This window comes from Nannocystis punicea (assembly GCF_026965555.1).
In the GTDB taxonomy this organism is placed as follows: Bacteria; Myxococcota_A; Polyangia; order Nannocystales; family Nannocystaceae; genus Nannocystis; species Nannocystis punicea.
The window spans coordinates 12,485,264-12,509,888 of the sequence record NZ_CP114040.1 but is presented as its reverse complement, the minus strand read 5'-3'; the positions used below and the strand labels follow the sequence as shown (position 1 = coordinate 12,509,888).

The window sequence follows — 24,625 nt, the reverse complement described above, 5'->3', positions numbered from 1 at the left end:
CTTGCGGACAGGTGCGCTCAGCTCTTCTTGGCCGCCGGGATCTTGGCGGCGTCGGCGAGGAAGCGAGCGAGGCCGACGTCGGTCAGCGGGTGCTTGACGAGCTGGTGGATGACCTTGAACGGCAAGGTCGCCACGTGCGCGCCGATCCGGATCGTCTCGAGCACGTGGAGCGGCGAGCGCACCGACGCGACCAGGACCTCGGTCTTGTAGCCGTAGTTGGCGTACGCCTCGACGATCTGGGCCACGACTTCCATGCCCTCGTGGCCGACGTCGTCGAGCCGGCCGACGAACGGCGAGATGTACGTCGCGCCGGCCTTGGCCGCCAGCACCGCCTGGATCGGCGAGAAGCACAGCGTCACGTTGGTCTTGATGCCCTCGCCGGTGAGCGTCTTGACCGCGCGCAGGCCGTCCTCGATGAGCGGCACCTTGACGACGATGTTGGGCGCGATCGCGGCGAGGTCGTGCGCCTCGTCGAGGATCTCCTTGTACGTCGTCGCCAGCACCTCGCCGCTGACCGGGCCGTCGACGATGCTGCAGATCTCCTGCAACACCGACCGCATGTCGCGCCCAGTCGCCGCCACGAGGGACGGGTTGGTGGTCACGCCGTCGAGGAGGCCCATCGCCGCCGCCTCGCGGATCTCCTTCACGTCCGCCGTATCGATGAAGAGCTTCACGGGCGCCCCCATAGCACACAGCAGGCCGCGCTTGTATATGCCCCGCGTCCGCACTAGCCTCCGGCCGCCATGCCCCGCCTCGGTGTGATCCTTCAGGACGAGCACGCTCTCCGCGCCGCGCGTCCCGCCCGGCCCGACCCCTCCGATGAGGCCGGCGACGAGGCCGGTGATCCGGTCCAGCTCGTCGCGCTGCGCTCGACGCTGCTGAACCCTCCGCGCGCCGCGGCTGCGCGCTCGCTCGCCGACCACGTCCGCAGCGTCCATCCGAACGCCGTGCTGGTGCCGTACGTGTGGCACCTCGTCAGCCACGGCGAGAGCGACGGGCTGCGCGAGGCCGGCACGCGCACGCTACCGGGCGAGGCGCGGCGGTTCGGGCACCTGCAGGACACGCCCGAGGTCCACAGCGCGTGGGACGTGAGCCTGCGCTGTGCGAAGGAGATGGGCTCGGATACGGTCATCCTGCGCACGCCGCCGAGCTTCACGCCCGGGACGGTGAATCAGGCGCGCCTGGCCGCGTTCGCCGAGGCGCGCGCCGCCGAGGGTCTGCACGTGGTGTGGGAGCTCGACGGCCTGTGGGAGCCGGCGACGACGCTCGCACTGGCGCGCAAGCTCTCGCTCGACACTCTGGTGCCCGCCTTCGAGGGCACCGGCCGGCCGGTCCCGCAGACCTACGAGCACCGGTGGCTGCGCGTCGACGCCGCGGGCGCGACCGAGCGGCTGCGCGGCGCGCTCGCCGAGAGCCTGGTGTTCGCGCTGGCCAACGCCGACGCGCTCGAGGACGCGACCATCCTCTTCAGCGGGGCGCGCGCCCATGCCAACCTGCGTGCCTTCGCGCGCGCGCTGGACGCCGCCGAGCTTTAGCCTCGCGCACTCGCCCGAAATCGACCGCCGTCGGCGTTTGCTGCGCAGTGCGGCGCGGAGATGCGCGCACCGGCAAGTTTTGCTGCGATTGGCGCTGAACCAATGAAAATCGCCGCGACCTGGGCAGGTTCGCGGCGATTTTCGTGCGAATCGGGGTCGGTCAACCCCGAGAAGCAGCTTACGCAGCAGCAGCGCGCTTGCTGGCCTTCTTGCCCGCCTTCTTCGCGGTCTTCTTCGCACCGGCCTTGGCGGCCTTCTTACCGGCCTTCTTGGCGGCCTTCTTCGCACCGGTCTTCTTGGCGGCCTTCTTGCCCGCCTTCTTGGCGGCCTTCTTGCCCGCCTTCTTGGCAGCCTTCTTGCCGGTCTTCTTGGCGGCGCCGGCCTTGGCGGCCTTCTTCGCGCCCGCCTTCTTGGCGGCCTTCTTGCCCGCCTTCTTCTTGGCGGTCTTGCGCTTCGAGGCCTTCTTGCCCTCCTCGGGCGCAGCGTTCGTGTTGGTATCGTCGGTGAGCATCGTGTGGTCCCTCCTTCAGGGGCTACGTGCTCAAAACGCTACATATAAAGAGCATGTAGTGTCAACGCCAATTAACATCTTTTTTACTCAATTATAGGAAGGTGAACGATCTTTGTAACACCTTAGGGGTCCAGGTGTTTGTTTCGCTAGAAATTTTGTGTGCATTCGCGCGTGTGGCGTGGTTTTTGCGACTTGCTCCGTGAGTCCCCTCCGTTTCCCTCCGCGCCCCCGATCGGCTTGCGGCGGGCGCGGCGGTGGGGGACAACAGCCGACATGCTCAGCATCGAGTGGACTTCTCAGGAGGCGGTGGGCGCGGGCCATCACCTGCTCGCGGTGGCTGTCGCCAGCAGCGACACGGGTCCGGCAATCGAACGCCGTTTCGGCGCTCCGCTGGCGCGGGCGGCCCAGGCGGCGCGGTTCCGCGGTGAACCGGGGGAGAAGTTCTCGTTCCTGCGCGAGCACCAGGGCGAACCACAGCAGGTGCTGCTGCTCGGGACCGGCGCGAGCGCGCCCGCGGCCGGGGCGTTGCGCACGCTCGCCTTCGACGCCGTGCGCGCGGGCTCGGCCGCCGGCGTCGCCGAGGTCGTCCTCGATCTGCGCGCCCTCGGGACCTCGCGCGAGCCGGTGCACTTCGGCGAGCTCGTGGCGCAGGGCCTCCAGATCGGCGCCTATCGCTACGACCGCTACCTCAGCGAGGCCAAGCGCAAGCCCTCGACGGTGAAGCGCGTGCGCGTGCTCGGCGAGGCCGCGGCCGGCGAGGGCACCTCGCGCGGGCAGATCGTGGCGGCCAGCGTCGCGCGGGCGCGTGACCTGGTCAATGGGCCAGCCAACCTCGTGACCCCGAGCTACCTCGCCGACGTGGCCCGCGAGATCGCCGACACCCTCGCCGATCGCGGCGTGCGGATCACCGTGCTCGAGCGCGAGGACTGCGAGAAGCTCGGCATGGGCTGCTACCTCGCGGTCGCCCGCGGCAGCGCCCAGCGGCCCAAGTTCATCCACCTGCAGTACACGCCCAAGGGCACCGCCAAGGGCCGCGTGTGCCTGGTCGGCAAGGGCGTCACCTTCGACTCGGGCGGCCTGTCGCTCAAGCCGAGCGACGCGATGATGGGGATGAAGATGGACATGGGCGGCGCCGCGGCGGTGCTCAGCGCGCTCGAGGGCGCGGCCAAGCTCGGCGTGCCGTGGGAGGTCCACGCGATCGTGCCGGCGACCGAGAACATGATCGGCGGCGACGCCTATCGCCTCGGCGACGTGCTCACGGCCAGCAACGGCAAGACGGTCGAGATCGACAACACCGACGCGGAGGGCCGGCTGACTCTGGCCGACGCGCTGGTCTACGCCGGCAAGCTGCAGCCGACCTACACCTTCGACTTCGCCACGCTGACCGGCGCCTGCATCGTCGCCCTCGGGCCGCGCTGCGCCGGCGTGATGTCCCGCGACGACGAGCTGGTGAGCCTGTGGACCGGCGCGAGCGAGCGCGTGGGCGAGGAGATGTGGCGGCTGCCGCTGCCCGAGGGGCTCAAGGAGCAGCTCAAGAGCTCGATCGCCGACATGGTCAACACGGGCGACCGCTACGGCGGCGCCATCACTGCCGGCCTGTTCCTGTCGGAGTTCACCGCCGGCCAGCGGTGGGTCCACGTCGACATCGCCGGCCCGGCGATGGTCCGCAAGCCGTTCGGCGTCTGCGACGAGGGCGGCTCCGGCTTCCCGGTGGCGACGATCCTCGAGTTCCTCGCGCGCGCGTGAGCCGGCTGTCCTCCGGGACAGCAGCGCGAACGACATGGCCTTCGGGACAGCCGCGGCTGCTCCGAAGGCCATGCGCTCAGTTGAGGTACTTGACCTCGGTGATGAGGCCGTTCTCGACGGCGACCTCGACCTCGCTGGAGGTGCCGTCGCAGGCGAGGTTGCTGGCGACCCAGCGACCGACGCGCGGGCCGCTGGTGCAGCGGATGAAGGTGTGGAAGCGGACGCTGCGCTCGGGCGTCTTGCTCTCCTGCGTGTCGGCCGGGGCGCCCCAGGCCATCAGCGCGGTGAACTCCTTGTAGCCGGCCTTGACCTCGCCGCGCTTGGCCGCCTCGCGCTCCTCGGGCGGCAGCTCCATCCACTTGGCCCACAGGCCCTTCTGCTCGAGGAACGGCTGGCGCTCAGTCTCCTTGAGCTTGAGGAACTTGGCCTTGTCCTCGGCGGAGGGCAGCGTGTGATAAAATTGGCGGTCTGGCGGGGGCAATCGATCGGGGGTCATCGCGCACGCCAGCGGGCCGAGGAACGCGAGGCCGAGGAGGAGCCGGGCCACGGCCCGCTGAAAGCGCGGGCGCAGAGAGCGGCGCGAGGAGGTGCGCGGCGACATGGGGCGCATCATAGGAGAGCGGCGTTCGAGTTCAAGAATGCAGCGATGGATGGGACAAGAAGTCCAGGCCTGTGGATTTCCTCACGCGTCCAGCGAGGTCATCCGGCAGAGACCCTCGCCGAGGACGGCGATGACCCCGCCACATGCGTCCTCGGGTTCGTGGACCCACTCGAAGGTTGACAAAACTGCGCTTTTTTGCCATCGTTTCGCGTCTTTTGGGCTGGGAAGGGCCGTCTTTGAAGGCGCTCCATGAGCGAGTTCAACATCGGTGACAAGGTCGTCTACCCCGCCCACGGCGTCGCGGAGGTCACTGGCGTCGATCGGCGAGAAATCGCCGGCTCCGTCATGGAATTCTACGTCCTCCGGGTGCTGGAGAACGACATGAAGGTCATGGTCCCGAAGAAGAACGCCGGCTCGGTCGGCCTTCGGCCCATCGTCGACGACGTGCAGGTCCAGGAGGTCTACGAGGTCCTGACCCGCCGCGGCGAGAAGATCTCGACCGCGACCTGGAACCGCCGCTATCGCGAATACATGGAGAAGATCAAGACCGGGTCGCTCCTCGAGATCGCCAGCGTCCTGCGCGACCTCTGCATCCTCCGCGGCGACAAGGACCTGTCGTTCGGCGAGAAGAAGATGCTCGATACGGCCCGGACGTTGCTCGTACAAGAGCTCGCGCTCGCCAAGGGCGTCCAGGGCGCCGACGTGGTCCGCGAGCTCGACGAGATGTTCCCCGCTCACGCCTGAGCTGGGGAGCTCGCGGATCGAAGAAGCAGGCGCTCGCCGGTCGAGCTGCCTCGAAGGACATGGCCCGGCCACCGAGCTCGGCCGGCGCTGCGAGCAAGCTCATGCTCGGTTCGCCGAGGCCGGCCGCGGCCTCAGAGGTCGGCCGTGCGCATGAACATCGGCTGGGCCAGCAGCCACAGGCTGAGCAGACTCATGAGGATCATGCCGACCATCATCACCAGGTGGACGCGCAGCGCGGCCTTGCGGTCGTCGGCGTAGAGGCGGTTCGACTCGCGCTGGGCGACGTAGATGCCGTAGATGTGGCCGATGACGATGAGCGCGACCTGGACGTACCAGATCGTCTCCGGCGACCACAACGCGGTCAGCGGCGCGCGGGCGGTGCCGAAGTAGTCGTGACCCCAGCCGAGCGGGTCGCTGATCAGGCGCCGGACCTTCGACCACTCCCAGAACACGTGCACGGCGTTGTGCGCGAGGTGATAGAAGAGCGCGATCGGCAGCAGCGTGTAGCTGAACTTGACGAACAGCTTGCGCGTGGTGATGTCGCGCCGGCCGCTGGCGAGCCGCATCAGCCAGCACAGCGCGGCGTAGATGATCGCGGGGCCGACGATGCAGGCGAGCATCATCACCGTGAACGTCATCGTGCCGCCGTGGCTGCCGGCGAAGCCGAGCACGTCGGCGCCGAACACGGCCGTCTGGCCGTCGATGATCGCGGTCCGCAGCGCGTTCTCCCACTCCATCCACAGCGGGATCATGGCCGCGCCGTGGAAGGCGCTGACGATGAAGATCAGCAGCGCCATGTAGGCCTCGTCCGAGCGCGAGCGGTGGGCGTGCAGCACGTCCTCGCCGCTCGGCCGCAGGTTCAGGGCGATGTTGTCGTGCGGGCAGCTCTTCACGCACTCCGTGCACAGAGTGCAGTACTGATTCTCGTTCATCGCCCCCATGAACTCGTGCGTGGGGCAGGGGTAACCGCGCGGGCTGCCGCGGTAGCAGTCCTTGGTGGCGCAGTGGCGGCAGACGTCGTTGTCGCGCCGGCGCAGCTCGATCATCCCCATCATCGCGTACTGGCCCGAGACGCGGCCGACGTAGCAGACGTAGCGGCACATCGCCTTGCGCTCGTACACCACCAGCAGCACCCAGCTCAGCAGGATCATGAAGATCCCCAGCACCGACGTCAGCCACGGTCGGTTGGCCGCGTCGAACACGATCTCGAGCCAGGTGATGAAGCCGAACAGCACGATCGCCGGCCACATCCACAGCTTGAACCGCGGGTACTTCCTCGCCAGCGAGGCGATCGGGCGCACCTTGGTGAAGCTGCGGCGCATGATCCAGTCGGGGATCGCCGTCCACGGGCACATGAAGCACCACAGGTTGCCGAACAGCAGCACCATGAAGATGAGGCCGATCCACCAGATGTTCCACGTGAGCACCGGCGCGAGGTTGCGGCCCGGCTCCTGCGAGCCGATGAGACCGACGACGATCACGCCGAGGAACGCGAGGACGACCGGGAGCTGCACGGCCGGCTGAAACCACCGGCTCTTGATCGCGCGCTTCAGCCACGAGAATTTGGTGAGCTCGAGGTGCCAGTAGCTGCGCGCCCGCTTGTCGCGGCTGCCGTGGCGCTCGAACAGGCTGAACGACAGCAGCAAGATGAGGACGACGCCGGCGAAGAACGCCTCGTTGGGGATCCCCGGCATCAGGTGCACGTAGGCCTTCTTCTTGACGGTCTTGACGTCGTCGAAGGCCGTCGGGTCGAAGAAGCCGCCGCTGGCGATCTCCTTCCGCTGCTGCGAGGGCAAGCCGAGTGATTCGTCGGGCTCGCCCTCTTCGAGCACCAGAGCGCCCGTACCGGTGCGCTTGCGCCCGAACTCGTCGGTGGTCTCGCCAGACTTGCGCGCGGGCGTGATGTCCTCCACCGGCGGAGGCGGGGGCGTGCGCGCGGGCGTGATGTCCTCCACCGGCGGAGGCGGGGGCGTGCGCGCGGGCGTGATGTCCTCCACCGGCGGTCGCGGCGGCGTGATGTCCTCGATCGGCGGCTGCGGCGGGGCCTGCAGGGCGGTGTGGACGAGGACCACGGCGTTGGCGGTGTCACGGGCCTCGACGCGATCGCTGACGATCCAGAACAGGCCGACGACCGCGAGCGAGGAGGCGAACCAGCGGGCGAAGCGGCCGCCGCGGAGCAGCGCCAGCGGATCTTCGTCCCCGCCCTCGCGCGGCGGTTGCAAGACCGGGAGACGCCGGCGCACCATCACGAGCCTCCGAGCTCGGCGATGAGCAACATGTTGGGCGCTCGCACCCACGTGCGCGGGTCGGTCGCCACGAATGTCCCTTCGGTCAGGTCGACGACCTCGGTGGCCGCGACCGCGCAACTGTCGAGCTCGGCGAGATCCAGCGTGGCCCACAAGACCTGGCCGCGACCCTCGGCGAACGGCGGGTTGCTGACCGGGCCGGCGCCGATCGCCAGGTGCGTGCGCGTGGCGTCGAGCGTGAGCGCGAACGGGGCGTTCTCGCCGCCGTCGATGGCGTCGAGGCCGGTGACCTGACCGCAGACCGTCGGCGACGCTCCGCCGCGCACGATCAGCACGCCCGGCTCCGGCGTCTCGCTGGCGAGCAGCCACATCGGCGGCTGCCCGCCGCCGGCCGGACGCAGCAGCACCGGCTCGCGGACGACGCGAACGGCCTCGAGCTCGGGCGGGAGCTCGTCACCGGGCGCGCCGCCGATCCCACAGTTGCCGTTGATGCTCCACAGCTTGGGCGGCTCGAGGATCTGCGACTGCACCGCGAGCAGGCCGCCGGCGCCGTCAGGCGCGACGAACTGGGTGCTGATCGTGCCGCTCGCCAGCGGCGTGCTGCAGGCGCTCATGCCGGCGGCGGCGTCGGCGGGCGCGAGGTCGGCGAAGTCGCCGGGCAAGCTGACGACTGCGACCGCGTCGTTGCCGTCGCAGGCGACCGCGACGCGCGAGACGTCGTCATCGAGGGCGGCGATCTTCCACCCGCCGTTGCACGGGGTGCCGTCGAGGTCGAGGCTGAAGGCGCCGATGGCCTCGGGCCTGAAGTCGTTCGGGTCGACGACGAGGAGCTCGCTCGGCTCGGGCCAGCTGGCGGCGCGCAGGTCGTTGGCGAACACGCCGACGAGGATCCGCCCGCTCGGGTGCCGCAGCAGGAAGATGGCCTCCTGGCGTCCGAAGGGCAGGTCGAGCACGCCGGCGGAGAACGCATTTGCGGCGAAGTACTTGTCCTCGGCGAACACCTCGCCCTGGACAACGTCGGCGAAGGAGGCGTGCGGGAAGGCGAGCAGCGAGCCGCGAGCGGTGTCGGGGTAGTGACCGATCGCCGCCCACAGGAAGTTGTCGTCGAGCAGGAGACCGTAGGGCTCGTCGAGCAGGTTGCCCATGGTCTGCTCGCCCGAGGCGTCGAACTTGAGGTCGGTCCCGATCCGCCCGCGCAGGAACGGCGCGGCGGTGACGTCGTAGACGTCGATGCGGTCGTCGAGGGTCTGGCTGACGACGAGGACGGTGCAGGGCGGGCTCGCGCAGGCCAAGAGGCCGTCTTCACCCGCGGTCTCGCCGGTGTCGCTGGTGCCGGCGGTCGGGTCCTCCGTGCCCATCGTCTCGGTCGGCTGGATGGGGTTCTCCTCGAGGCAGCCGTACGTCAGCGCGGAGCTCGTCGAGCAGAGCACGAGGCCGAAGCTGCGGGTACGGAGCGCGCGGGACGGTGCCATCGCCCGAGACGCTAGCACAGTCGAGCGCAGCGGTTCAGCCGTCGCGGCGCCCCAACGCAACCTTCATGAGGAGCAGCGCCTCGCGGGCGGCGTTGCCGACCAGCTGGCTCTCTTCCGGCTCGCCCGCGACAGCGACGAGGCCGCCGGTTCCCATCTTGAAATTCGAGTCGAGCTCGCGGCCGCGGAGCTGGTTGAGGAAGGCGTCCTGAGCGAGGGCGACGTTGCCGCGGTAGTCGTAGACCTTGATGCGGTTGATCTTGCCCTCGGCGTTGACACCGATCCCGACTTCGAGAGTCAAAATGCCGCCATCGAGGATCTTCGGTTTGGTCCGCGGGTCGATGAAGATGGCGACACCGAGGAAGTTGCCCTGCGCGTCCGAGGCGATGAAGAACTCGGGCAGCTTGTCCTCGGGGTAGAGCTCGAAGCCGAGCTCGGCCTCGAGCAGCTTCACTTCGCTGTCCGAGTACTGGTAGCGCTTGATCCGCCAGCCGTTGGGGTCCGCTTCCGGAAACAACTTCATCAGGTTCCGGTGGGTGATTTCCCAACTACCCCACTTCGCCAGGTGCGCCTCGGACTGCTGTGGCGCGAGCGCGAGGCAAAAGAGCAGTCCCAGACAAACCTTGGCGGCGAAGCGGGTCAGGCGGTTCATGGGCTTCCTGCGGGCCTTCAGGGTGAAGCATCCCCGCGTGATGGCCGGGACGTCAAGGCACCCAAGAAGCTTCAGCGAGCCGAACCGCTGCGCCACTGCCCCTGTGCGCGCTCGCACGGGCGCACCGGGCGCTAGAAGTCGGCCACGGCTTGCAAGCTGAAGGCGTCGTTGAACACGCGGTTGCTGCGCCCGCCCTCCTCGAGCACGAACATGTATTCGCCCTTGAGGTTGAAGCGCGGCAGCACCGGGAACCGCAGGCCCACGACGTGCGCTTGCAACGCCTCGTCGTAGAGATAGCGATCGGCGAAGTCGGACAGGACGTAGCCGTTCTTGGTGCGGCCGGGGACGGCGCGGTCGGGGTCGGCGAAGTCGAAGCGGTATTGCACGATGAGGCCGGGAAGCCTCGTCTTCTTGCGCCGCCACAGCGGCTGGGCGATCTGCGCGTAACCGCCGAGCATGTGGCGATCGGCGAGCGCCTGGTCGCCGAGCATCATCATCGTCTTGCCGACGCTGTCGACGCCGTAGACGAACTCGGCGCGCAGGTGCGGCAAGGGATAACGGCTGGCGACGACCTCGTCGAGGTTGAGATCGAAGTGAGCACCGACGCGCCAGGTCGGGGCCTGCACCGTGTCGGGGTAGCCCTTGCCCATGTACTGCGGCGACGGGAACTGACTCTGCGGGTGCGTGCCCCAGATGTACGAGCCACCGATGTTGAGCGCGGGCACCGGACGGATCTGCAAGCGAGCGAGCAGCGACTTGTTGCCGTTGTTGTCGGGCGTGATGCCGAGGACGAAGCCGTCGCCGCGCGGCACCTCGACCTCGCGGAGCTGCCGCTCGCACGGCGGCACCGCCTGGCCGACCGGTTGATAGCGGTACAGCGCGTCCATCGTGCGGGTCTGCGTGCACGCGTCGCCGTTGATGACGCCGAGGTCGATCTCGAGCGGGCGGATCGGGCGGGCGCCGCCGAAGGTCGGCTTCCACTTGATGGTGACGCCCATGTCGATCCACGAGCCGGGATAGACGCGACCGATGCTCATCGCCAGCGGCCGCGTGACCCACCAGCGCACGGGCGCGTCGTGCTCCTCGTCCTCGAGGCCGAACGGGACGATGAAGACGCCGCCCGAAATTTTGAAACCCTCGGCGAACCACCGCGGCCCCTTCTTGGCCCACGCGAACGGGTTCACCTCGAGCGCGGCGGCCTCCATGAGGACGATCGGGGTGTAGTTCGGAGTGACGTCGGGCGCGACGGGGCTGGCGCGCGGGATAGAAATGAACTCGAAGGCGATCCGCGCGTAGACGACGTCGCTGTAGATCGGGGCGCCGACGTAGAGGTTGGCCGCGCCGCCGCCGAAGTACGGCAGGGTCTTGAGCTGCGGGAAGGTGCCGGTCTCGGGGTCGCGCGCGCTGAGGTCGGTGCGCTGGGCGACGGTGAAGTTGAAGCCGAGGTAGCCGCGGACCTGGATGCCGCCGCTGCCGCCCGGGCCGGTGTCGTCGAGCTTGCCGGGGTCGAAGAAGCCGACGCCGCCGCCGCTGACCGGCTTGCGATCCTTGGGACCGAACAGGGCCGAAAGACCAGGTTTCTTGGCAGGCGCGGGCGAGCGCGACGGGAGGTCCTCGATCTCCGGCATCGGCGGGGCCTTGCTCGGACCCTCGGTGGCGGGGGGTGCAGGCGCGGCAGGAACGACGTCGCCGCCGAAGAAACTACCGCCGCCGGAGGTCGCGGGCTTCGCAGGTTCGGCGGGGACTACGTCGCCGCCGCTCGTGGGCGGCTGCTCGGCAGCTGTCGCGGAGCCAGCGCCGGACGGTTCGCTGGCGAGCGGGACATCGTCCGGCAAGCGGGCGCTGGAAGCCGTCTCCGGAGGCGCCGGCGCGAGCCAGAGAGCGAGGACGGGCGCGAGCATGAGCCGGCCGGACTCTACCGCAAGGTCCACGCATGTGGTACGTCGGTAACGTGCCGAGGCTCATCCTGCTCCTGTCCCTCGTCGCCGTGGCCTGCAGCAGCGAGGCCGGCAAGTCCGCACCGCCGACGCCCGGCTCGATCGTGCAGCCGTACGTGACGATCCAGGAGACGCTGGCGGCCGACCGCCTCGACAAGCTGTCCGAGCTCTCGGCCCAGGTAGTGGTAGCGGCCGAGCCGCTGCAAAAAGAAGCGGGCGTCGCCGAGGTCGTGGCCGGCGCGGGCCGCGTCGCAGCCCAGGACATCGACACCGCCCGCGCGGGCTTCGAGAAGATGAGCATGGGCCTCATCTCGTATCTCAAGAGCCACAGCGACCAGCGCGCCGGCTACGAGGTGGTCTTCTGCCCGATGGCCTTTAATAATAAGGGCGCCTACTGGGTGCAGAAGACGGGCGAAATCGTCAACCCGTACCACGGGATGATGATGCTCCACTGCGGCGACAAGGTCGCGTGGGACAAGGCGCCGGGCTGAGCCGCCTGTCCCTTCAGACATGCCGGTGCCGACGTGAAAAGTCGGTCCTGAGCGGCGCGTCGGGCTGGCCGGCTGCGAGAGCTCGCGGCGTCACGTCGATGCTGACATCGCGGTCGAGTGAAGTGCCTGCTGCGGCGCAGCGCGAGTAAGCCTGCCGATGCTCGCGCGACGCCGGCGCGTTTCGAGGCGCCAGAAAACGAAAGGACATGCCCTCTCGGGCATGTCCCTTCGTTCATCTCTGACTGAACCCGGCGCCGAAGGACATGTCCCGAAGGACACTCCCCTTTTCAAAAGACCTCAGATGTCGAGGTTGCGCGCGTTGAGGGCGTTCTGCGTAATAAACTCGCGGCGGGGTTCGACGTTGTCGCCCATGAGCACGGCGAACACGTTGTCGGCCTCGAGGTTGTTGCCGACGCTGACCTTGAGGAGGGCGCGACGGCTCTTGTCCATCGTCGTCTCCCACAGCTGCTCGGGGTTCATCTCGCCGAGGCCCTTGTAGCGCTGGATCTGCAGGCCGCTGCGGCCGAGCTCGCCGATGTGGTGGACGACGTCGAGCAGGCGCTTGGGGCTGGCGACCACCTCGCCCTTGCGCCGCAGGGCCAGATCGCCGGTGCCGTAGTCGACCAGCTGACGGCGGATCTTGAGCAGCTCGGTGAGCTGGTAGCCGCCGAGCAGCTCGACGTTGACGAGCTCGTCGTGGCGCACTCCGTCGACCAGGATCTGCACGCGCAGCTGCTTGCGTGCGGGGTCGGTCGGGTCGGCCTCGACGGAGACCTCGATGGTCGGGTTGTTCTCGATGCGCGGGGTGACCTCGGCCTTGAGCGCGGCGCCGAGGGCGGCCACCGCCGCCTCGTCGGTGAAGCTGACGGCCAGGTTGGCGTCGGCCTCGAGCTTGTCGACCAGGAACTCGACGACCTGCGACCGGTGCTCGCGCGCGAGCGACTCGACCAGCTGCTTGTAGCGCGCGCCCTGGCGGGCGATCGCGGCGAACACCTCGCCCGAGACGGCGTGGCTGCCGATGACGAGCTCGAGGTCGCCGACGGCGTTATTGATGATGAACTCGTCGAGCGCGGCCTCGTTCTTCAGGTAGGTCTCGACCTTGCCGGCCTTGACCTTGTAGAGCGGCGGCTGGGCGATGTAGAGGTGCTCGCGCTCGATGATCTCGGGGAAGTGGCGGTAGAAGAACGTCAGCAGCAGCGTGCGGATGTGCGAGCCGTCGACGTCGGCGTCCGTCATGATGACGATGGTGTGGTACCGCAGCTTGTTGATGTCGTAGCTGTCGGGGCCGATGCCGGTGCCGAGCGCGGTGATGAGGGTGATGATCTCCTGGCTGGAGAGCATCTTGTCGACGCGCGCCTTCTCGACGTTGAGGATCTTGCCGCGCAGCGGGAGGATCGCCTGCGTCCGGCGATCGCGGCCCTGCTTGGCGGAGCCACCGGCGCTGTCACCCTCGACGATGAAGATTTCGGCGTGTTCGGGCGCCTTCTCCTGGCAGTCGGCGAGCTTGCCCGGCAGTGACAGGCCGTCGAGGATGCCCTTGCGGGTGATGGTCTCACGGGCCTTGCGGGCGGCCGCGCGCGCGCGGGCGGCGAGGATCGCCCGCTCCACCACGAGCTTGGCCGAGCGCGGGTTCTCCTCGAGGTACTTGCCGAGCTCCTCGTTGACGACGGTGGACACCAGGCTGGTGACCTCGCCGGAGACCAGCTTGTCCTTGATCTGCGAGCTGAACTTCGGGTCAGGGTGGCGGATCGAGACGATGGCGACGAGGCCCTCGCGCACCTCTTCGCCGGCGAGGTTGGTCTTGTGGGCCTTCAGCTGGCCGGTGCTGTCGGCGTAGCTGTTGACGACCTTCGTCAGCGCGGTGCGGAAGCCGGTGAGGTGGGTGCCGCCGTCGCGGTTGGCGATGTTGTTGGTGAAGCAGAGGATCGTCTCCTGGTAGGCGTCGGTCCACTGCATGGCGACCTGGACGCCGAGCGTCTTCTGCTCGCCCTCGTACTCGAACTCGATGTCGCGGCTGAAGGCGATGAGGTCGCCGACGACTTCCTTGTGCTGCGCGAGCAGCTTGACGAAGCTCGGGATCCCGCCCTCGCCGTCGAACACCTTCTCGCGGCCGCTCCGGAGGTCGCGCAGGTGCATCCGCACGCCCTGGTTGAGGAAGCTGAGCTCGCGGAAGCGGTTGGCGAGGACCTCGAAGTCGATCTCCGTGGTGCTGAAGATCAACGGGTCAGGGTGGAAGTGAACCCGCGTGCCGCGACGCTCGGTGCGGCCCCCCGCCTCGACCGGCGTGACCGCGTCGCCGCGCTCGAAGCGGACGTTGTGGACCTTGTTGTCGCGCCAGATCTCGAGCTTCAGCCAGTCGGACAGGGCGTTGACGACCGAGACGCCGACGCCGTGGAGGCCGCCCGAGACCTTGTAGTTGTTGTTGTTGAACTTGCCGCCGGCGTGCAGGACCGTGAGGATGACGATCGCGGCGTCCATCACCTTGCCGCCGACCTCCATCGCGCCGACGGGGATCCCGCGGCCGTCGTCGTCGACCGAGACGGAGTTGTCGGGGTGGATCGTGACCTCGATGTTGCGGCACCAACCGGCGAGGGCCTCGTCGATCGAGTTGTCGACGACCTCGAAGACCATCTTGTGGAGGCCGGAGCCGTCGCTGGTGTCGCCGATGTACATGCCGGGCCGCTTGCGCACGGCCTCCAGACCCTCGAGCACGGAGATCGAGTCGGCGTTGTAATCGTCGGCGGGAGCTTGCGTCTTGTCGACTTCTGACATGGGAATTCCCAGGGCGCGGGCGACGGCCCTGCGGCTGAAAACAGCGTCCGGATCCTACCACCCGAAGGTCGCGCGTGCCACGCCCAAACGGGCGTTTTTCCGGGTTTTAGGCCGGTTACGGGCCGCTGTCGCCGCCGAGTTTGATGTGACCCTTGTCGACTTCGATGTAGCGGCAATCGCCGCCCGCCGGCAGGCCGATGAAGTGCGGGGCGGTGGTCGTGAGGACACACTGGCCAGCCTCGCGCAAAAGGGCCTCGAACAGCTGCGCAGAGCGCTGTGGGTCGAGTTCGCTCGAGACGTCGTCGAGCAACAGCACCGGGGCTTCACCGGCCCGGGCCCGGGCGTCCTGCAGCTCGGCGATCTTGAAGGCGAGGATGAGCGCGCGCGCTTGACCCTGCGAGGCGAATGCGCCCGCGTCCTGGCCGTCGAGCCGCACGTCGAAGTCGTCGCGGTGCGGACCGACGGTGGTGGTGCCGCGCACGAGGTCGTGCCGCCGCGCGCCGCGCAAGGCGTCAGCGAGGCGAGCCTGCGGATCGGCAGTTTCGGCCCCGGGCTCACCGGCGAGCTTGCTGACGTACCCGAGGGTGACGCCGAGGTGCCGGCCGTGAATCTGGGCGAAGGCCTCGGCAAAGGCGCCCCGCAGGTCGGCGAGGAGCCGCTCGCGGCGGGTCCAGATCCGGGCGCCCGCTGCCGCCAGGCCGGCGTCGTAGGCGTCGAGGAGGCTGTCCTGCTGGCCGCGCGCGATGCCGGCGTCCTCGCCGCGGAGGACGCGGTTCCGGGAGCGCAGGAGCTTGTCGTAGTCGGCGATGTCGGCGATGTGCGCGCGATCGCGCGCGAACAGCGCTCGATCGAGGAACTGGCGCCGACCGGTCGGTGAACCGCGCAGGACGCCGAGGTCCTCGGGCGTGAAGAGAATGGCGCGCAGCCGGCCGTAGAAGTCGGGCCCGGAGCGGACGGTCTTGCCGTCGGCGATGGCGAGGCGGCGGGTCTGTCGAGCGGTGCGCGTGAGGTGAACGGCGAGCTTGGTGCCGAGCCCGAGCTGGCGGTCGTGGCCGCTGACCTCGACCCGCGCCTCGTCGGCGCCGTGACGCACGAGCGGGCCGAGGTCGGCGGAACGGAACGAGCGCAGGGTGGCGACGAGGTAGAGCGCCTCGAGGATGTTGGTCTTGCCGACGCCGTTGGGGCCGTGCAAGACCGTGAAGCGCTCGCCGAAGTCGAGGTCGCCGGCGGCGAAGTTGCGGAACTCGCGGAGACTGAGGTGTCGCAGCAGCACGCGCGGGTACCGAGAGAGACCTGACCCGAAGGTCAGATCCGCATGGGCATGACGACGCCCAGGAGGTCGACGTCGTCGACCGGCCGGACGACGCAGGGGTCGAGCTCGCCCTGGAAGTCGAGCCAGACCTGCTTGGCGTCGATGGCCTCGAGGACCTCGATCAGGTAGCGGGCGTTGAAGCCGGCGACCAGCGGCTCGCCCTCGAAGTCGATCTCGAGCTCCTGGTGGGCGACGCCGAGGTCGGGGTTGTCGGCGGTGAGGTGGAGGGTGCCCTTGTCGAGCTGGACGCGCACGGTGGCGGTCTTCTCGGGCGCCATGACCTCGGCGCGCTTGAGGGCGTCGACGAGCTCGTCGCGGGCCGCGGTGACGCGCCGCTTGTGGTCGCCGGGGATGACCTTCTCGTAGGGCGGGAAGACGACGTTGTTGAGCTTGACCGAGAGGGTGAGCTCGGCGGCCTGGACGAAGATGTGCTGGCCGTCGACGGCGAGACCGACCTCGCCCTGGACACGGTCGAGCACGCGCTTGATCTCCAGCATGCCCTTGCGCGGGATGATGATGCCGCGCTCGAGCTTGGGGCCGACGAGCGGCAGGCTGTACTTGGTGAGGCGGTGGCCGTCGGTCGACACCATGGTGCCGGTCGCGCCGTCGCACTCGAACAGGACGCCGTTGAGGTTGACCCGCGCCTCGTCGGTCGAGACGCTGAACTGGGTCCGCTGGATCAGGTCCGAGAAGGCGTGGCCGGGGATGGTGATGAACTTCTGGCCCTTGGTGTCGGGCAGCTCGGGGAAGTCGGTGTGGACCTGCCCCATGAGCTTGAAGGAGCTGCGCGCGACCGACAGCTCGGCCCAGTGGTTCTCGGCCGACTTCACCCGGATCGGCTTGCTCGGCAGGGTGCGCACGACGTTGTGGAGCGAGCGGACGCCGAGGGTGAGCGCTCCCGGGGTCTTCACCTCGACGGGGATGGTCTCGGTGATCGAGATCATCATGTCGGTCGCGCTGCAGACGAGGCGGTTGTCCTTGGTGGTGCGCAGCAGGACGTTCGCCAAGATCGGCATGTTGTTGCTGCGCTTGTCGGCGACGGTCTGCGCGAGCGCGAGAGCGGAGAGGAACCTGGCTTGATCGATCTCGAATTCCATCGAGGCCTCGGGAGGATGTGTGCGGGAGATTTATTAAGGGTTTAAGGGAAATTTTTAAAGCTCGTCCTCGTGATCGTCGCTGTGAGTCGGGGGAAGAGGCGGCGATCGATCCGAGATGATTGGTGGATCGGCGGATCGGTGGGGGGTGAAAGATCGGGGAGAGAAGCCAGAGTTACCCCCGGCGGAGCGGCGGGGCAAGGGTCCCCAGGTTGTTCGCAGGCTGTTCCACAGATCGCTGTGGACAGCCTGCCCGCGGCCGAGAAAGCACAAAAAGCCGGGCCGCTCGGGGCGGCTCGGCTGAGGGTGAGACTGAAGTCGGGGGCGGCGGGGCCGGCGGTCGAAAGACTTGGTGACCCGTGCCGAGGCATCGCGGATCGAGGTCGAGGCGGATGGCCGCCACCTCGAGCGGAGAGGTTGGTGCTGGCTGGCGAGCGGGACGTATCCCACGCCAAATCGGCGCCGACGCCTCGCGGGCGGGCGATGGCGTCGACGCGACGGGGAGGCCGACGAGCTGGGAGCGACGGCGCCGCCGATCAGGACGGCAGCTGGGCGGCGTGGGCAGGCTCGTGGGCGAGGAGCTGCCGCAGCGCGGCGACGGTCTCGCGGAGCTCGCTGTCCTCGCTCTGGATGCTCTCGATGCGCTTGCAGGCGTTGATGACGGTCGAGTGGTCCTTGCCGCCGAAGCGCAGCCCGATCTCGGGGAAGCTGGCGCCGGTGAGCTGACGGCTGAGGTACATGGCGATCATCCGCGGGCGCGAGATGCCCTGGTGCCGGCGCGGGCCCTTGAGGTCGGCGATCCGGACGGAGAAGTGGCTGGCGACGACCTTCTGGACGCTCTCGATGCTGATGGGCGCCGGCTGCGCAGGGGCGCTCGAGACGCCGAGGGCCTCGCTGACGAACTCGCGGCTCAGGGGCTGGTTCTTGAGGGCGGCGAAGGTGGAGACGCGGACGAGCGAGCCCTCGAGCTCGCGCACGTTGCTGCGGACGTGGGTGGCGAGGTGGAGGGCGACGTCGTCGGAGAGGTCGATGCGATCGACGTCAGCCTTCTGCTTGAGGATGGCGACGCGGGTCTCGAGGTCGGGGGCCTTGACGTCGGCGACGAGGCCCCAGTTGAGGCGGGAGATCAGGCGGTCTTCCATGCCCTGCATCTCGCCGGGCATGCGGTCGGCGGTGACGACGATCTGCTTCTCGGCCTCGTAGAGGGCGTTGAAGACGTGGAAGAACTCGTCCATCGTGCGGTCGCGGCCGGCGATGAATTGGATGTCGTCGATGAGCAGGACGTCGCACTGCTCGCGGTAGCGGGCCCGGAACTGGTCGAACTGGTTGAAGCGGACGGCCGAGATGAACTCGTTCATGAACCGCTCGGCGCTCTGGTAGACGATGCGCAGGTGCGGCCGGTGGACGTGGATGTGGTGGCCGATCGCGTGCAGCAGGTGGGTCTTGCCGAGGCCGACGCCGCCGTAGATGAAGAAGGGGTTGAAGCGGGCGCCCGGGTCCTGTGCGACCGACCAGGCGGCCGAGGCGGCGAGCTCGTTGGAGCTGCCCTTGATGAAGTTCGAGAACCGGTAGCGGCTCGACAGGCCGATCGGCGGCAGCGCCGGTAACGGGGGCAGCGGCGGAGGCGGCTCGGCGACTTCCTGCTCGGCGGCGGAGGCCGCGGCGTTCGGAGAGGCCTCGGCGGCGGCGGAAATGTCGATCTCGATGTGGTAATCCTGCGCTGTACGCGCGCGGAGCTCGTCCAGGACGACATCTCGGTAGTGGTTCTCGAACCACTCCTTCATGAACCTGTTGGGAGCCGTGAGTAGAAGGCGCTGGCCTTGAACCTGGCGCAATTCGAGCGGCCGGATCCAGAGGTCGTAGGTCTGTGCGCCGAGCCTCGGCTGCAGTCCTTGAATCGCCTCGCTCCAGATATTGGTCATGAAGCCTCCGTCCACAGGTTCCGAAGGCCTGTGGATTGCGTGAATTGCCCAATAGTCTCGGATAGATCGCCGAATCGGTTCGGCGACTCTCCACATCTGTGAATTCAGGGCCGTGCGGGCCGGGGAGAAAATTCAGGGCCCGGGAAGGCCGTGGTGAATTTCGGCCTGCCGGGCCGGAGACAACTAGGGCTAACTGTCCGGTCTGGGGGGTGACCGTGGAGCAACTGTCCGGTCTTGCTGTCCAGTCGCTCCGGTCGCTGAGGTTTCCAGCCGCGCCGCGCCCTGGGAGGGGGCGGCGACGCGGGAGGGCTCTTTTACTCGGGCGGTGGGAGAGGGGGCAAGGGAGGAAGGGCCGGAAAGTGTAAGTGGCCAGGATTGTTCGGGAATGAGGGCGCGGGGCGCGCGGGATCTGCGCGGTATCGATCTGCCGCGGGAGCCAGGTCGAGCCTGGCACCTACCCTGGGCCGAGCGTAATCCCGTGCTGTGGGGGAGGGTGGTAAAGCGGCTCTCCAGGCAAGCGACTTTGCGTGGGTCGGAGCGCGGAAGTTGGCTTGTGGAGCCGACCAGAGGGCCGCACTGAAAGTCGGGTCTCGCCCTCGGACCCGGTCGCGGAGCCGGCGCAAGCTCTGCTGGGGACTGAACAAATGAGGCGGGGGCCGTTGTTCCGCGCCACTTTGGTGAAGTGAACTACTGTGGAGGCAATGCTCGCGCGGAGCCACGATGGTGATGACGACATTGAGAGGAACATGAGAGGGATCGCAGGACCGCGGACGGGCCGCCGCGCGGCCTGGCGTTTGACAGGAGGGAGGTCCGCTGGTATCGATCCGTCCCCTTGTTCACAGGCGCTCGTCCGGGGCAATTCCCGCTTCCGCGACGACGCAGCCGCCGAGTCACCCAGGGAACGTCCCGATGAAGCGCACCTACCAGCCCCACAACGTCAGCCGCGCCCGCACGCACGGCTTCCGCGCCCGTATGTCCACCCGCGGCGGTCGCCAGGTCATCGCGGCTCGTCGCCGTCGCGGCCGCAAGCGCCTCGCGGTCCAGCTCAGCGGCAAGTGAGTCGCGGCGGCTCCGGACTGTCGGGATGAAGCCAGAAGGGTTCCCTGCGATCTTCCGGTTGCGGAAGCGCAGGGACTTCTTGCGGGTCCAGAACGGCGGACAGAAGCACCACACGCGGCACTTCCTCGTGTTCGTGGCGCCGGCCGGTCAGACGCCGGCGAGCGAGCGTCAGAATGGTGCCGAAGAGCTCGCTGCGATGGTTCGCCTCGGCATCACGGTGACGCGAAAGGTCGGCTCGGCCGTCGTGCGAAATCGCATAAAGCGCCTCGTACGCGAGGCTTTCCGGCGCAAACGCAGCCAGTTCGCATTGGCGTGCGATATGGTCTGGGTCGCCAAACAGAGCGCGTCGACCGTGCGCTATGCTGAAGTCGTGGCGGCGATGGACGCCATGTCTCGACGAATCTCTCCACGGCCCACCGGGCCTGGAACTCCTCCACGGCCCACCGGGCCTGGACCTCTGCCAGGGTCGTCTGCGTGCTAGGGCGCATCATCATCGCGTTGATTCGCGGCTACCAGGTGGCGATCTCGCCGCTCCTCGGGCCGTGCTGTCGATTCACGCCGAGCTGTTCGCGCTACGCCTGCGCGTGCATCGCCGACCACGGAGTGCTACGCGGCGGTTGGTTGACCGCCCGGCGGCTGCTCCGCTGTCACCCGTGGCACCCCGGGGGCGTCGACCTGCCGCCGCCGGCTTTACCACCCGAAAGCTGCTGAGCCGTGGATTTACAGCGTCGTACCCTGTTGGCGATCGTCTCGTGCGTCCTGATCTGGCTGGTCTACGAGCGCTTCTTCGCGCCGCCGCTGCCCGAACCCCAGGCGCAGCAACAAGTCGAGGCCACGAAGAAGGAAGCCGACGTCAAGGCCGCGGAAGAGCGGGCTGAGGAGCGCAAGGCCGCGGCCGCGGCGCCCAAGGTCCCCGTCGCCGAGCACCGCCTCAAGACCGAGCTGCTGGCGCTCGACGTGACCAACCACCGCGGCCTCGTCAGCGGGACGGAGCTGCTCAGCAAGCACTTCATCAACGCCGACGGCCGCGGCGAAGACTTCCTGAGGCTCGACGGCAACCGCAGCCTGGTGATCGGCTTCGACGGGTCGGAGACCGACTTCAAGTTCCCGCGCGACCCGGCGTGGGAGCCGACCGGCAAGAGCGACACGCAGTGGGCCGTCGCGTTCAAGAACGGCGACGTCGAGGTCAAGGGCACGCTCGACCTGACGACCGGCTACGAAGGTACGCTGACGATCGACGTCGCCAACCGCTCGACGGAGACGCAGCAGCACCGCCTGACGCTGCTCAGCGCGTTCGGCATCGGCGCCGAGAACAGCTACGACGTCCATCGTGGCGTGTGCGCCACCGCCGACGACTGGGAGGCCTACACGCCCAGCGACGTGAAGGACAGCTCCGGCGAGGTCCGCGGCCGCATCCGCTGGGCGGCGCTCGACAGCAAGTACTTCGCGTCCGCCGTGGTGCCGACCCCCGAGGTCGCGGTCCAGGCCTGCCGCGTCGGCACGACCACCGACGGCAAGGCGCTGACGACCACCCTGGCGGTCGAGCCGGTGACGCTCGCGGCCGGTGAGTCGCATCAGTACGTGTTCGGCGTCTACTTCGGGACGAAGGAGCTCGAGCGGCTCGAGAAATTCCAGGCCGTCCCGGGCGTCCACCTCGAGGACCTCATCGACTGGGGCTGGTTCGGCGGCCTCAATCGCCTCCTCGGCGAGTGGATGATCTGGCTGCTTCGCGCCTTCTACAACCTCACCGGCGTGTGGGGCGTGGCGATCATCCTGCTGACGATCGTGGTCAAGGTTCTGACCTTGCCGCTGACGTTCAAGCAGATGCGCTCGATGAAGAAGATGCGCGAGATCCAGCCGGAGCTGGAGGAGCTCAAGAAGAAGTACGGCGAGGACCGCGTCCGCCAGGCGCAAGAGATGCAGGCGCTGTTCCAGCGCGCCGGCGTCAACCCGCTGGCCGGCTGCCTGCCGATGCTCATCCAGCTGCCAGTCTGGATCGCGCTCTACGCGACCCTCAACACGGCCGTCGAGCTCTACCGCGTGCCGTTCCTGTGGCTGCCCGACCTGACCCAGCAGGACCCGTACTACATCCTGCCGCTGGCGATGGGCGCCCTCATGTACATCCAGATGAAGGCCACCCCGTCGGGCGTGGACAACGAGCAGGCGCGGATGATGGCGTGGATGATGCCCGTCATCTTCACCGTGATGATGCTCTTCCTCCCGTCCGGCCTCGGGGTTTATATCTTCGCCAACGTGTTGCTGTCGCTCATCCAGACCCTCATCCAGGTCGGATCGAACAAGACCGTGGCCGTGAAGAAGTCCTAGGAGGCGATCCCCAGCATGCCCGAAGCCAACGTTAACGACGCGCAGCTCAGCGCCGATGAACGCTACGCCAAAGCGGTCCCCGTCGTCCGCTCCTTCCTCGAGTCGGTGCTCGGCCTGCTCGGCGTCGAAGTCGAGGTCGACATCGATGTCGAAGAAGACGGTCTCCACTGCGACCTCAACACGTCGGAAGAGGACGGCGGCCTGCTCATCGGCCGCCACGGCGCAACCCTCGACGCGCTGCAGTACCTGACCCTCCGCGTCCTCCAAGCCGAAGGCTTCGAGCGCATGCGGATCACCCTCGACGTCGGCGGCTACCGCATGCGCCGCGAGAAGAGCCTCCGCGAGCTCGCTCAGGGCATCGGCCAGAAGGTCCTCAGCACCGGCAAGCCGTACCACTTCGACCCGATGAGCGCGATGGAACGCCGTGTCGTCCACCTCGCCCTCGTCGACGTCAACGGCCTCCGCACCGAGTCCGAAGGCGAAGGCCGCTTCCGCCACGTGGTCGTGTTCCCCGCTCGCGACGGCGACCCGCCGCGCCGCGGCGGCAACGACTTCGACGACGCCCGCGCTTGACCCGGCCGCGCGCCTCGCAGAGCCCCGATTCGACGATCGTCGGCGTCGCCACCGGAACCCCCGACGGCGGCGTGGCGATCGTTCGCGTCAGCGGGCCGGAAGCGCGTGCGCTCGTCGAACCACTCGTCGAGACCCTCCCGTCCCCACGCACGCTCGCCCGCCGCCTCCTGCGTGACGGCGAAGGCGCGGGGGACGAGGCGCTCGTGGCCTGGATGCCAGGACCGAGGTCGTTCACGGGCGAGGACGTGATCGAGCTGCACGTCCACGCCGGCGCTCGCAACGTCGGGCGGATCGTGTCTACGCTGCAGCAGCGCGGGGCGCGAGCCGCCGGACCCGGCGAGTTCACGCGACGAGCCTTCGAGCACGGGCGATTGAGCCTCGAGCAGGCGGAGGGGATCGCAGCGCTGATCGCCGCAAGGACGTCGGCGGCGATCGACCAGGCGCGGCGGCTCGTCGCCGGCGAACTCGGACGCGAGGTCGAAGCGCTGCGTACGGTGGTGGGAGATCTCCGCGCGGAGATCGAAGCCAACCTCGACTTCCCGGAGGACGTCGCGGCGGGCGACGTGCGGCGCTGGCGAGAGGAATTGATGCAACACGAGGCGACGGCCCGGGCCTGGCTGCGCAGCTTCGCGGCCGGACAACGCGCCCGCGAGAGAGCCCGCGTGGTGATCGCGGGGCCGCCCAACGCCGGCAAGAGCGCGCTGTTCAACGCGCTGCTCGGCCGCTCGCGCGCGATCGTCTCGCCGACGCCAGGAACGACTCGCGATTACGTCGAGGCGGAGCTGCAGCTCGACAGCCTCGAGGTGGTGGTGGTCGACACGGCGGGGCTGCGCCACGCGACCGACGACTCGATCGAGCACGAGGGTATCGGCCGCAGTCGCGAGCAGATCGCCGGCGCAGAGCTGGTGCTGTGGCTCGAGCCCGCCGACGTGGATCCGCTCGATGCAGCGGTGTCCGAGGCGTTGCGAGTGGAGAGCAAGCGCGACCTTGGGACGCGGCGCCCCGACTGGCTCGGGGTGAGCGTTCAAACCGGCGAAGGCCTGGAGGGCTTGCGTGTCGAGATCGCGAGGAAGCTGCGTGGCGACGAGAGCGCCCCGTGGATCGGGCTGGCCCGTCACCGCGATCGCGCGTCCGAGGCAGCGTCGGCGATGGCCTCGGCGCTCGCGCAGCTCGAGCGCGCCGCGCCGCTCGAGCTGGTGGCGTTCGAGCTCGGCGTCGCGGAGCGCCAGCTGGCGGAGATCACCGGGCGCGACGCCCTCGGGCCGGTGGGCGAAGAGGTGCTCGGGCGGATCTTCAGCCAGTTCTGTATCGGCAAGTGAGCCCGGCACGCGCGCGGCGTGCTGAGGAAGTTGGGGAACGAGTCTGTCGCACTGAGCGTCGCCGGATAGAAGGCGCCACGCGTTGGACGACAACAGTGGGCGGCCTCGTCGCGCGCTGGAGCTCGTTTCGAAGTGAACGGATGCGGCCGTGAGTTGCGCGAGGACTGCAGGTGTCACGCGTTGGACAGCGAGGGGTGAGGCCAGCCTCGTCGCGCGCTGGAGCTCGTTTCGAAGTGAACGGATGCGGCGGTGAGATGCGCGAGGACTGCAGGTGTCACGCGTTGGACGGCGAGCGGAGGACAGCTTCGTCGCTCGCT

General features: G+C 68.5%; 21 protein-coding genes. 10 read left to right on the top strand and 11 right to left on the bottom strand.

Annotation, left to right across the window (positions count from 1 at the left end):
* Window positions 1-17 precede the first annotated feature (17 nt).
* The gene (fsa, locus tag O0S08_RS48125) at window positions 18-674 is read right to left on the bottom strand and encodes a fructose-6-phosphate aldolase (protein WP_269036302.1); all 657 of its coding nucleotides are present in this window, start codon (window positions 672-674) and stop codon (window positions 18-20) included.
* Window positions 675-743: 69 nt separating this feature from the next.
* Between fsa and O0S08_RS48120 the strand changes: the two genes are divergently transcribed.
* Entirely contained in the window at window positions 744-1,535 is a 792-nt protein-coding gene (locus tag O0S08_RS48120) for a hypothetical protein (RefSeq protein ID WP_269036301.1), read from the top strand.
* A gap of 178 nt (window positions 1,536-1,713) precedes the next feature.
* Here the strand turns inward: O0S08_RS48120 and O0S08_RS48115 are convergent, their stop codons facing one another.
* Window positions 1,714-2,046, bottom strand: coding sequence for a hypothetical protein (locus O0S08_RS48115; RefSeq protein WP_267683394.1), 333 nt, complete (start codon window positions 2,044-2,046; stop codon window positions 1,714-1,716).
* Between the two features lie 273 nt (window positions 2,047-2,319).
* Between O0S08_RS48115 and O0S08_RS48110 the strand changes: the two genes are divergently transcribed.
* Window positions 2,320-3,792 carry a leucyl aminopeptidase gene (locus O0S08_RS48110; protein ID WP_269036300.1) on the top strand — a complete coding sequence of 491 codons (1,473 nt, stop codon included), beginning with the start codon at window positions 2,320-2,322 and terminating at the stop codon, window positions 3,790-3,792.
* Between the two features lie 76 nt (window positions 3,793-3,868).
* Here the strand turns inward: O0S08_RS48110 and O0S08_RS48105 are convergent, their stop codons facing one another.
* The gene (locus O0S08_RS48105; protein ID WP_269036299.1) at window positions 3,869-4,393 is read right to left on the bottom strand and encodes a hypothetical protein; all 525 of its coding nucleotides are present in this window, start codon (window positions 4,391-4,393) and stop codon (window positions 3,869-3,871) included.
* 249 nt (window positions 4,394-4,642) lie between these two features.
* Between O0S08_RS48105 and O0S08_RS48100 the strand changes: the two genes are divergently transcribed.
* The gene (locus O0S08_RS48100) at window positions 4,643-5,137 is read left to right on the top strand and encodes a CarD family transcriptional regulator (RefSeq protein ID WP_269036298.1); all 495 of its coding nucleotides are present in this window, start codon (window positions 4,643-4,645) and stop codon (window positions 5,135-5,137) included.
* A 131-nt stretch (window positions 5,138-5,268) separates the two neighbouring features.
* Here the strand turns inward: O0S08_RS48100 and O0S08_RS48095 are convergent, their stop codons facing one another.
* From O0S08_RS48095 to O0S08_RS48080, 4 genes are all read right to left on the bottom strand, one after another.
* Window positions 5,269-7,383, bottom strand: a complete 2,115-nt coding sequence (locus tag O0S08_RS48095; RefSeq protein ID WP_269036297.1) for a 4Fe-4S binding protein — start codon at window positions 7,381-7,383, stop codon at window positions 5,269-5,271.
* Window positions 7,383-8,855 carry a hypothetical protein gene (locus O0S08_RS48090; RefSeq protein ID WP_269036296.1) on the bottom strand — a complete coding sequence of 491 codons (1,473 nt, stop codon included), beginning with the start codon at window positions 8,853-8,855 and terminating at the stop codon, window positions 7,383-7,385. Before O0S08_RS48090 ends, O0S08_RS48095 begins: the two co-directional genes overlap by 1 nt.
* A 34-nt stretch (window positions 8,856-8,889) precedes the next feature.
* Window positions 8,890-9,504, bottom strand: coding sequence for a hypothetical protein (locus O0S08_RS48085; protein ID WP_269036295.1), 615 nt, complete (start codon window positions 9,502-9,504; stop codon window positions 8,890-8,892).
* A gap of 131 nt (window positions 9,505-9,635) precedes the next feature.
* Window positions 9,636-11,405: a hypothetical protein gene (locus O0S08_RS48080; protein WP_269036294.1), complete on the bottom strand. Its 1,770-nt coding sequence runs from the start codon at window positions 11,403-11,405 to the stop codon at window positions 9,636-9,638.
* 50 nt (window positions 11,406-11,455) lie between these two features.
* Between O0S08_RS48080 and O0S08_RS48075 the strand changes: the two genes are divergently transcribed.
* A complete protein-coding gene (locus tag O0S08_RS48075) occupies window positions 11,456-11,932 on the top strand; it encodes a hypothetical protein (protein ID WP_269036293.1) in 477 nt (158 codons plus the stop codon).
* A gap of 297 nt (window positions 11,933-12,229) precedes the next feature.
* Here O0S08_RS48075 and gyrB read toward each other — a convergent pair whose 3' ends face one another.
* From gyrB to dnaA, 4 genes are all read right to left on the bottom strand, one after another.
* The gene (gene gyrB / locus O0S08_RS48070) at window positions 12,230-14,704 is read right to left on the bottom strand and encodes a DNA topoisomerase (ATP-hydrolyzing) subunit B (RefSeq protein ID WP_269036292.1); all 2,475 of its coding nucleotides are present in this window, start codon (window positions 14,702-14,704) and stop codon (window positions 12,230-12,232) included.
* Between the two features lie 115 nt (window positions 14,705-14,819).
* Window positions 14,820-15,977: a DNA replication/repair protein RecF gene (gene recF, locus O0S08_RS48065; protein ID WP_269036291.1), complete on the bottom strand. Its 1,158-nt coding sequence runs from the start codon at window positions 15,975-15,977 to the stop codon at window positions 14,820-14,822.
* 32 nt (window positions 15,978-16,009) lie between these two features.
* A complete protein-coding gene (gene dnaN / locus O0S08_RS48060; protein ID WP_269036290.1) occupies window positions 16,010-17,113 on the bottom strand; it encodes a DNA polymerase III subunit beta in 1,104 nt (367 codons plus the stop codon).
* A 533-nt stretch (window positions 17,114-17,646) separates the two neighbouring features.
* A complete protein-coding gene (gene dnaA, locus O0S08_RS48055; RefSeq protein ID WP_269036289.1) occupies window positions 17,647-19,032 on the bottom strand; it encodes a chromosomal replication initiator protein DnaA in 1,386 nt (461 codons plus the stop codon).
* Window positions 19,033-19,941: 909 nt separating this feature from the next.
* Here dnaA and rpmH point away from each other — a divergent pair.
* From rpmH to O0S08_RS48030, 6 genes are read left to right on the top strand one after another with little or no spacing between them, the layout of a single operon-like run.
* Entirely contained in the window at window positions 19,942-20,091 is a 150-nt protein-coding gene (gene rpmH, locus O0S08_RS48050) for a 50S ribosomal protein L34 (RefSeq protein ID WP_096329051.1), read from the top strand.
* Between the two features lie 25 nt (window positions 20,092-20,116).
* Window positions 20,117-20,572, top strand: a complete 456-nt coding sequence (gene rnpA, locus O0S08_RS51510) for a ribonuclease P protein component (RefSeq protein ID WP_371879523.1) — start codon at window positions 20,117-20,119, stop codon at window positions 20,570-20,572.
* Window positions 20,566-20,802 carry a membrane protein insertion efficiency factor YidD gene (yidD, locus tag O0S08_RS48045; protein WP_096329049.1) on the top strand — a complete coding sequence of 79 codons (237 nt, stop codon included), beginning with the start codon at window positions 20,566-20,568 and terminating at the stop codon, window positions 20,800-20,802. The genes rnpA and yidD overlap by 7 nt, the downstream gene beginning before the upstream one ends.
* A gap of 3 nt (window positions 20,803-20,805) precedes the next feature.
* The gene (yidC, locus tag O0S08_RS48040) at window positions 20,806-22,416 is read left to right on the top strand and encodes a membrane protein insertase YidC (RefSeq protein ID WP_269036288.1); all 1,611 of its coding nucleotides are present in this window, start codon (window positions 20,806-20,808) and stop codon (window positions 22,414-22,416) included.
* A 15-nt stretch (window positions 22,417-22,431) separates the two neighbouring features.
* Entirely contained in the window at window positions 22,432-22,989 is a 558-nt protein-coding gene (locus O0S08_RS48035; RefSeq protein WP_269036287.1) for a Jag family protein, read from the top strand.
* On the top strand, window positions 22,986-24,308 hold the full coding sequence (locus tag O0S08_RS48030) for a tRNA modification GTPase (RefSeq protein ID WP_269036286.1): 1,323 nt from the start codon (window positions 22,986-22,988) through the stop codon (window positions 24,306-24,308). The genes O0S08_RS48035 and O0S08_RS48030 overlap by 4 nt, the downstream gene beginning before the upstream one ends.
* Window positions 24,309-24,625: the final 317 nt, after the last annotated feature.

What these genes read in the sequence shown, in the direction of transcription:
- O0S08_RS48100 (WP_269036298.1), top strand. Translation starts at nt 4,643, where the DNA reads ATGAGCGAGTTCAACATCGGTGACAAGGTCGTCTACCCCGCCCACGGC.
- rnpA (WP_371879523.1), top strand. Translation starts at nt 20,117, where the DNA reads ATGAAGCCAGAAGGGTTCCCTGCGATCTTCCGGTTGCGGAAGCGCAGG.
- O0S08_RS48115 (WP_267683394.1), bottom strand. Translation starts at nt 2,046, where the DNA reads ATGCTCACCGACGATACCAACACGAACGCTGCGCCCGAGGAGGGCAAG.
- O0S08_RS48095 (WP_269036297.1), bottom strand. Translation starts at nt 7,383, where the DNA reads ATGGTGCGCCGGCGTCTCCCGGTCTTGCAACCGCCGCGCGAGGGCGGG.
- dnaA (WP_269036289.1), bottom strand. Translation starts at nt 19,032, where the DNA reads ATGACCAATATCTGGAGCGAGGCGATTCAAGGACTGCAGCCGAGGCTC.
- O0S08_RS48085 (WP_269036295.1), bottom strand. Translation starts at nt 9,504, where the DNA reads ATGAACCGCCTGACCCGCTTCGCCGCCAAGGTTTGTCTGGGACTGCTC.
- O0S08_RS48120 (WP_269036301.1), top strand. Translation starts at nt 744, where the DNA reads ATGCCCCGCCTCGGTGTGATCCTTCAGGACGAGCACGCTCTCCGCGCC.
- rpmH (WP_096329051.1), top strand. Translation starts at nt 19,942, where the DNA reads ATGAAGCGCACCTACCAGCCCCACAACGTCAGCCGCGCCCGCACGCAC.
- O0S08_RS48090 (WP_269036296.1), bottom strand. Translation starts at nt 8,855, where the DNA reads ATGGCACCGTCCCGCGCGCTCCGTACCCGCAGCTTCGGCCTCGTGCTC.
- O0S08_RS48110 (WP_269036300.1), top strand. Translation starts at nt 2,320, where the DNA reads ATGCTCAGCATCGAGTGGACTTCTCAGGAGGCGGTGGGCGCGGGCCAT.
- O0S08_RS48035 (WP_269036287.1), top strand. Translation starts at nt 22,432, where the DNA reads ATGCCCGAAGCCAACGTTAACGACGCGCAGCTCAGCGCCGATGAACGC.
- gyrB (WP_269036292.1), bottom strand. Translation starts at nt 14,704, where the DNA reads ATGTCAGAAGTCGACAAGACGCAAGCTCCCGCCGACGATTACAACGCC.
- O0S08_RS48080 (WP_269036294.1), bottom strand. Translation starts at nt 11,405, where the DNA reads ATGCTCGCGCCCGTCCTCGCTCTCTGGCTCGCGCCGGCGCCTCCGGAG.
- O0S08_RS48105 (WP_269036299.1), bottom strand. Translation starts at nt 4,393, where the DNA reads ATGTCGCCGCGCACCTCCTCGCGCCGCTCTCTGCGCCCGCGCTTTCAG.
- dnaN (WP_269036290.1), bottom strand. Translation starts at nt 17,113, where the DNA reads ATGGAATTCGAGATCGATCAAGCCAGGTTCCTCTCCGCTCTCGCGCTC.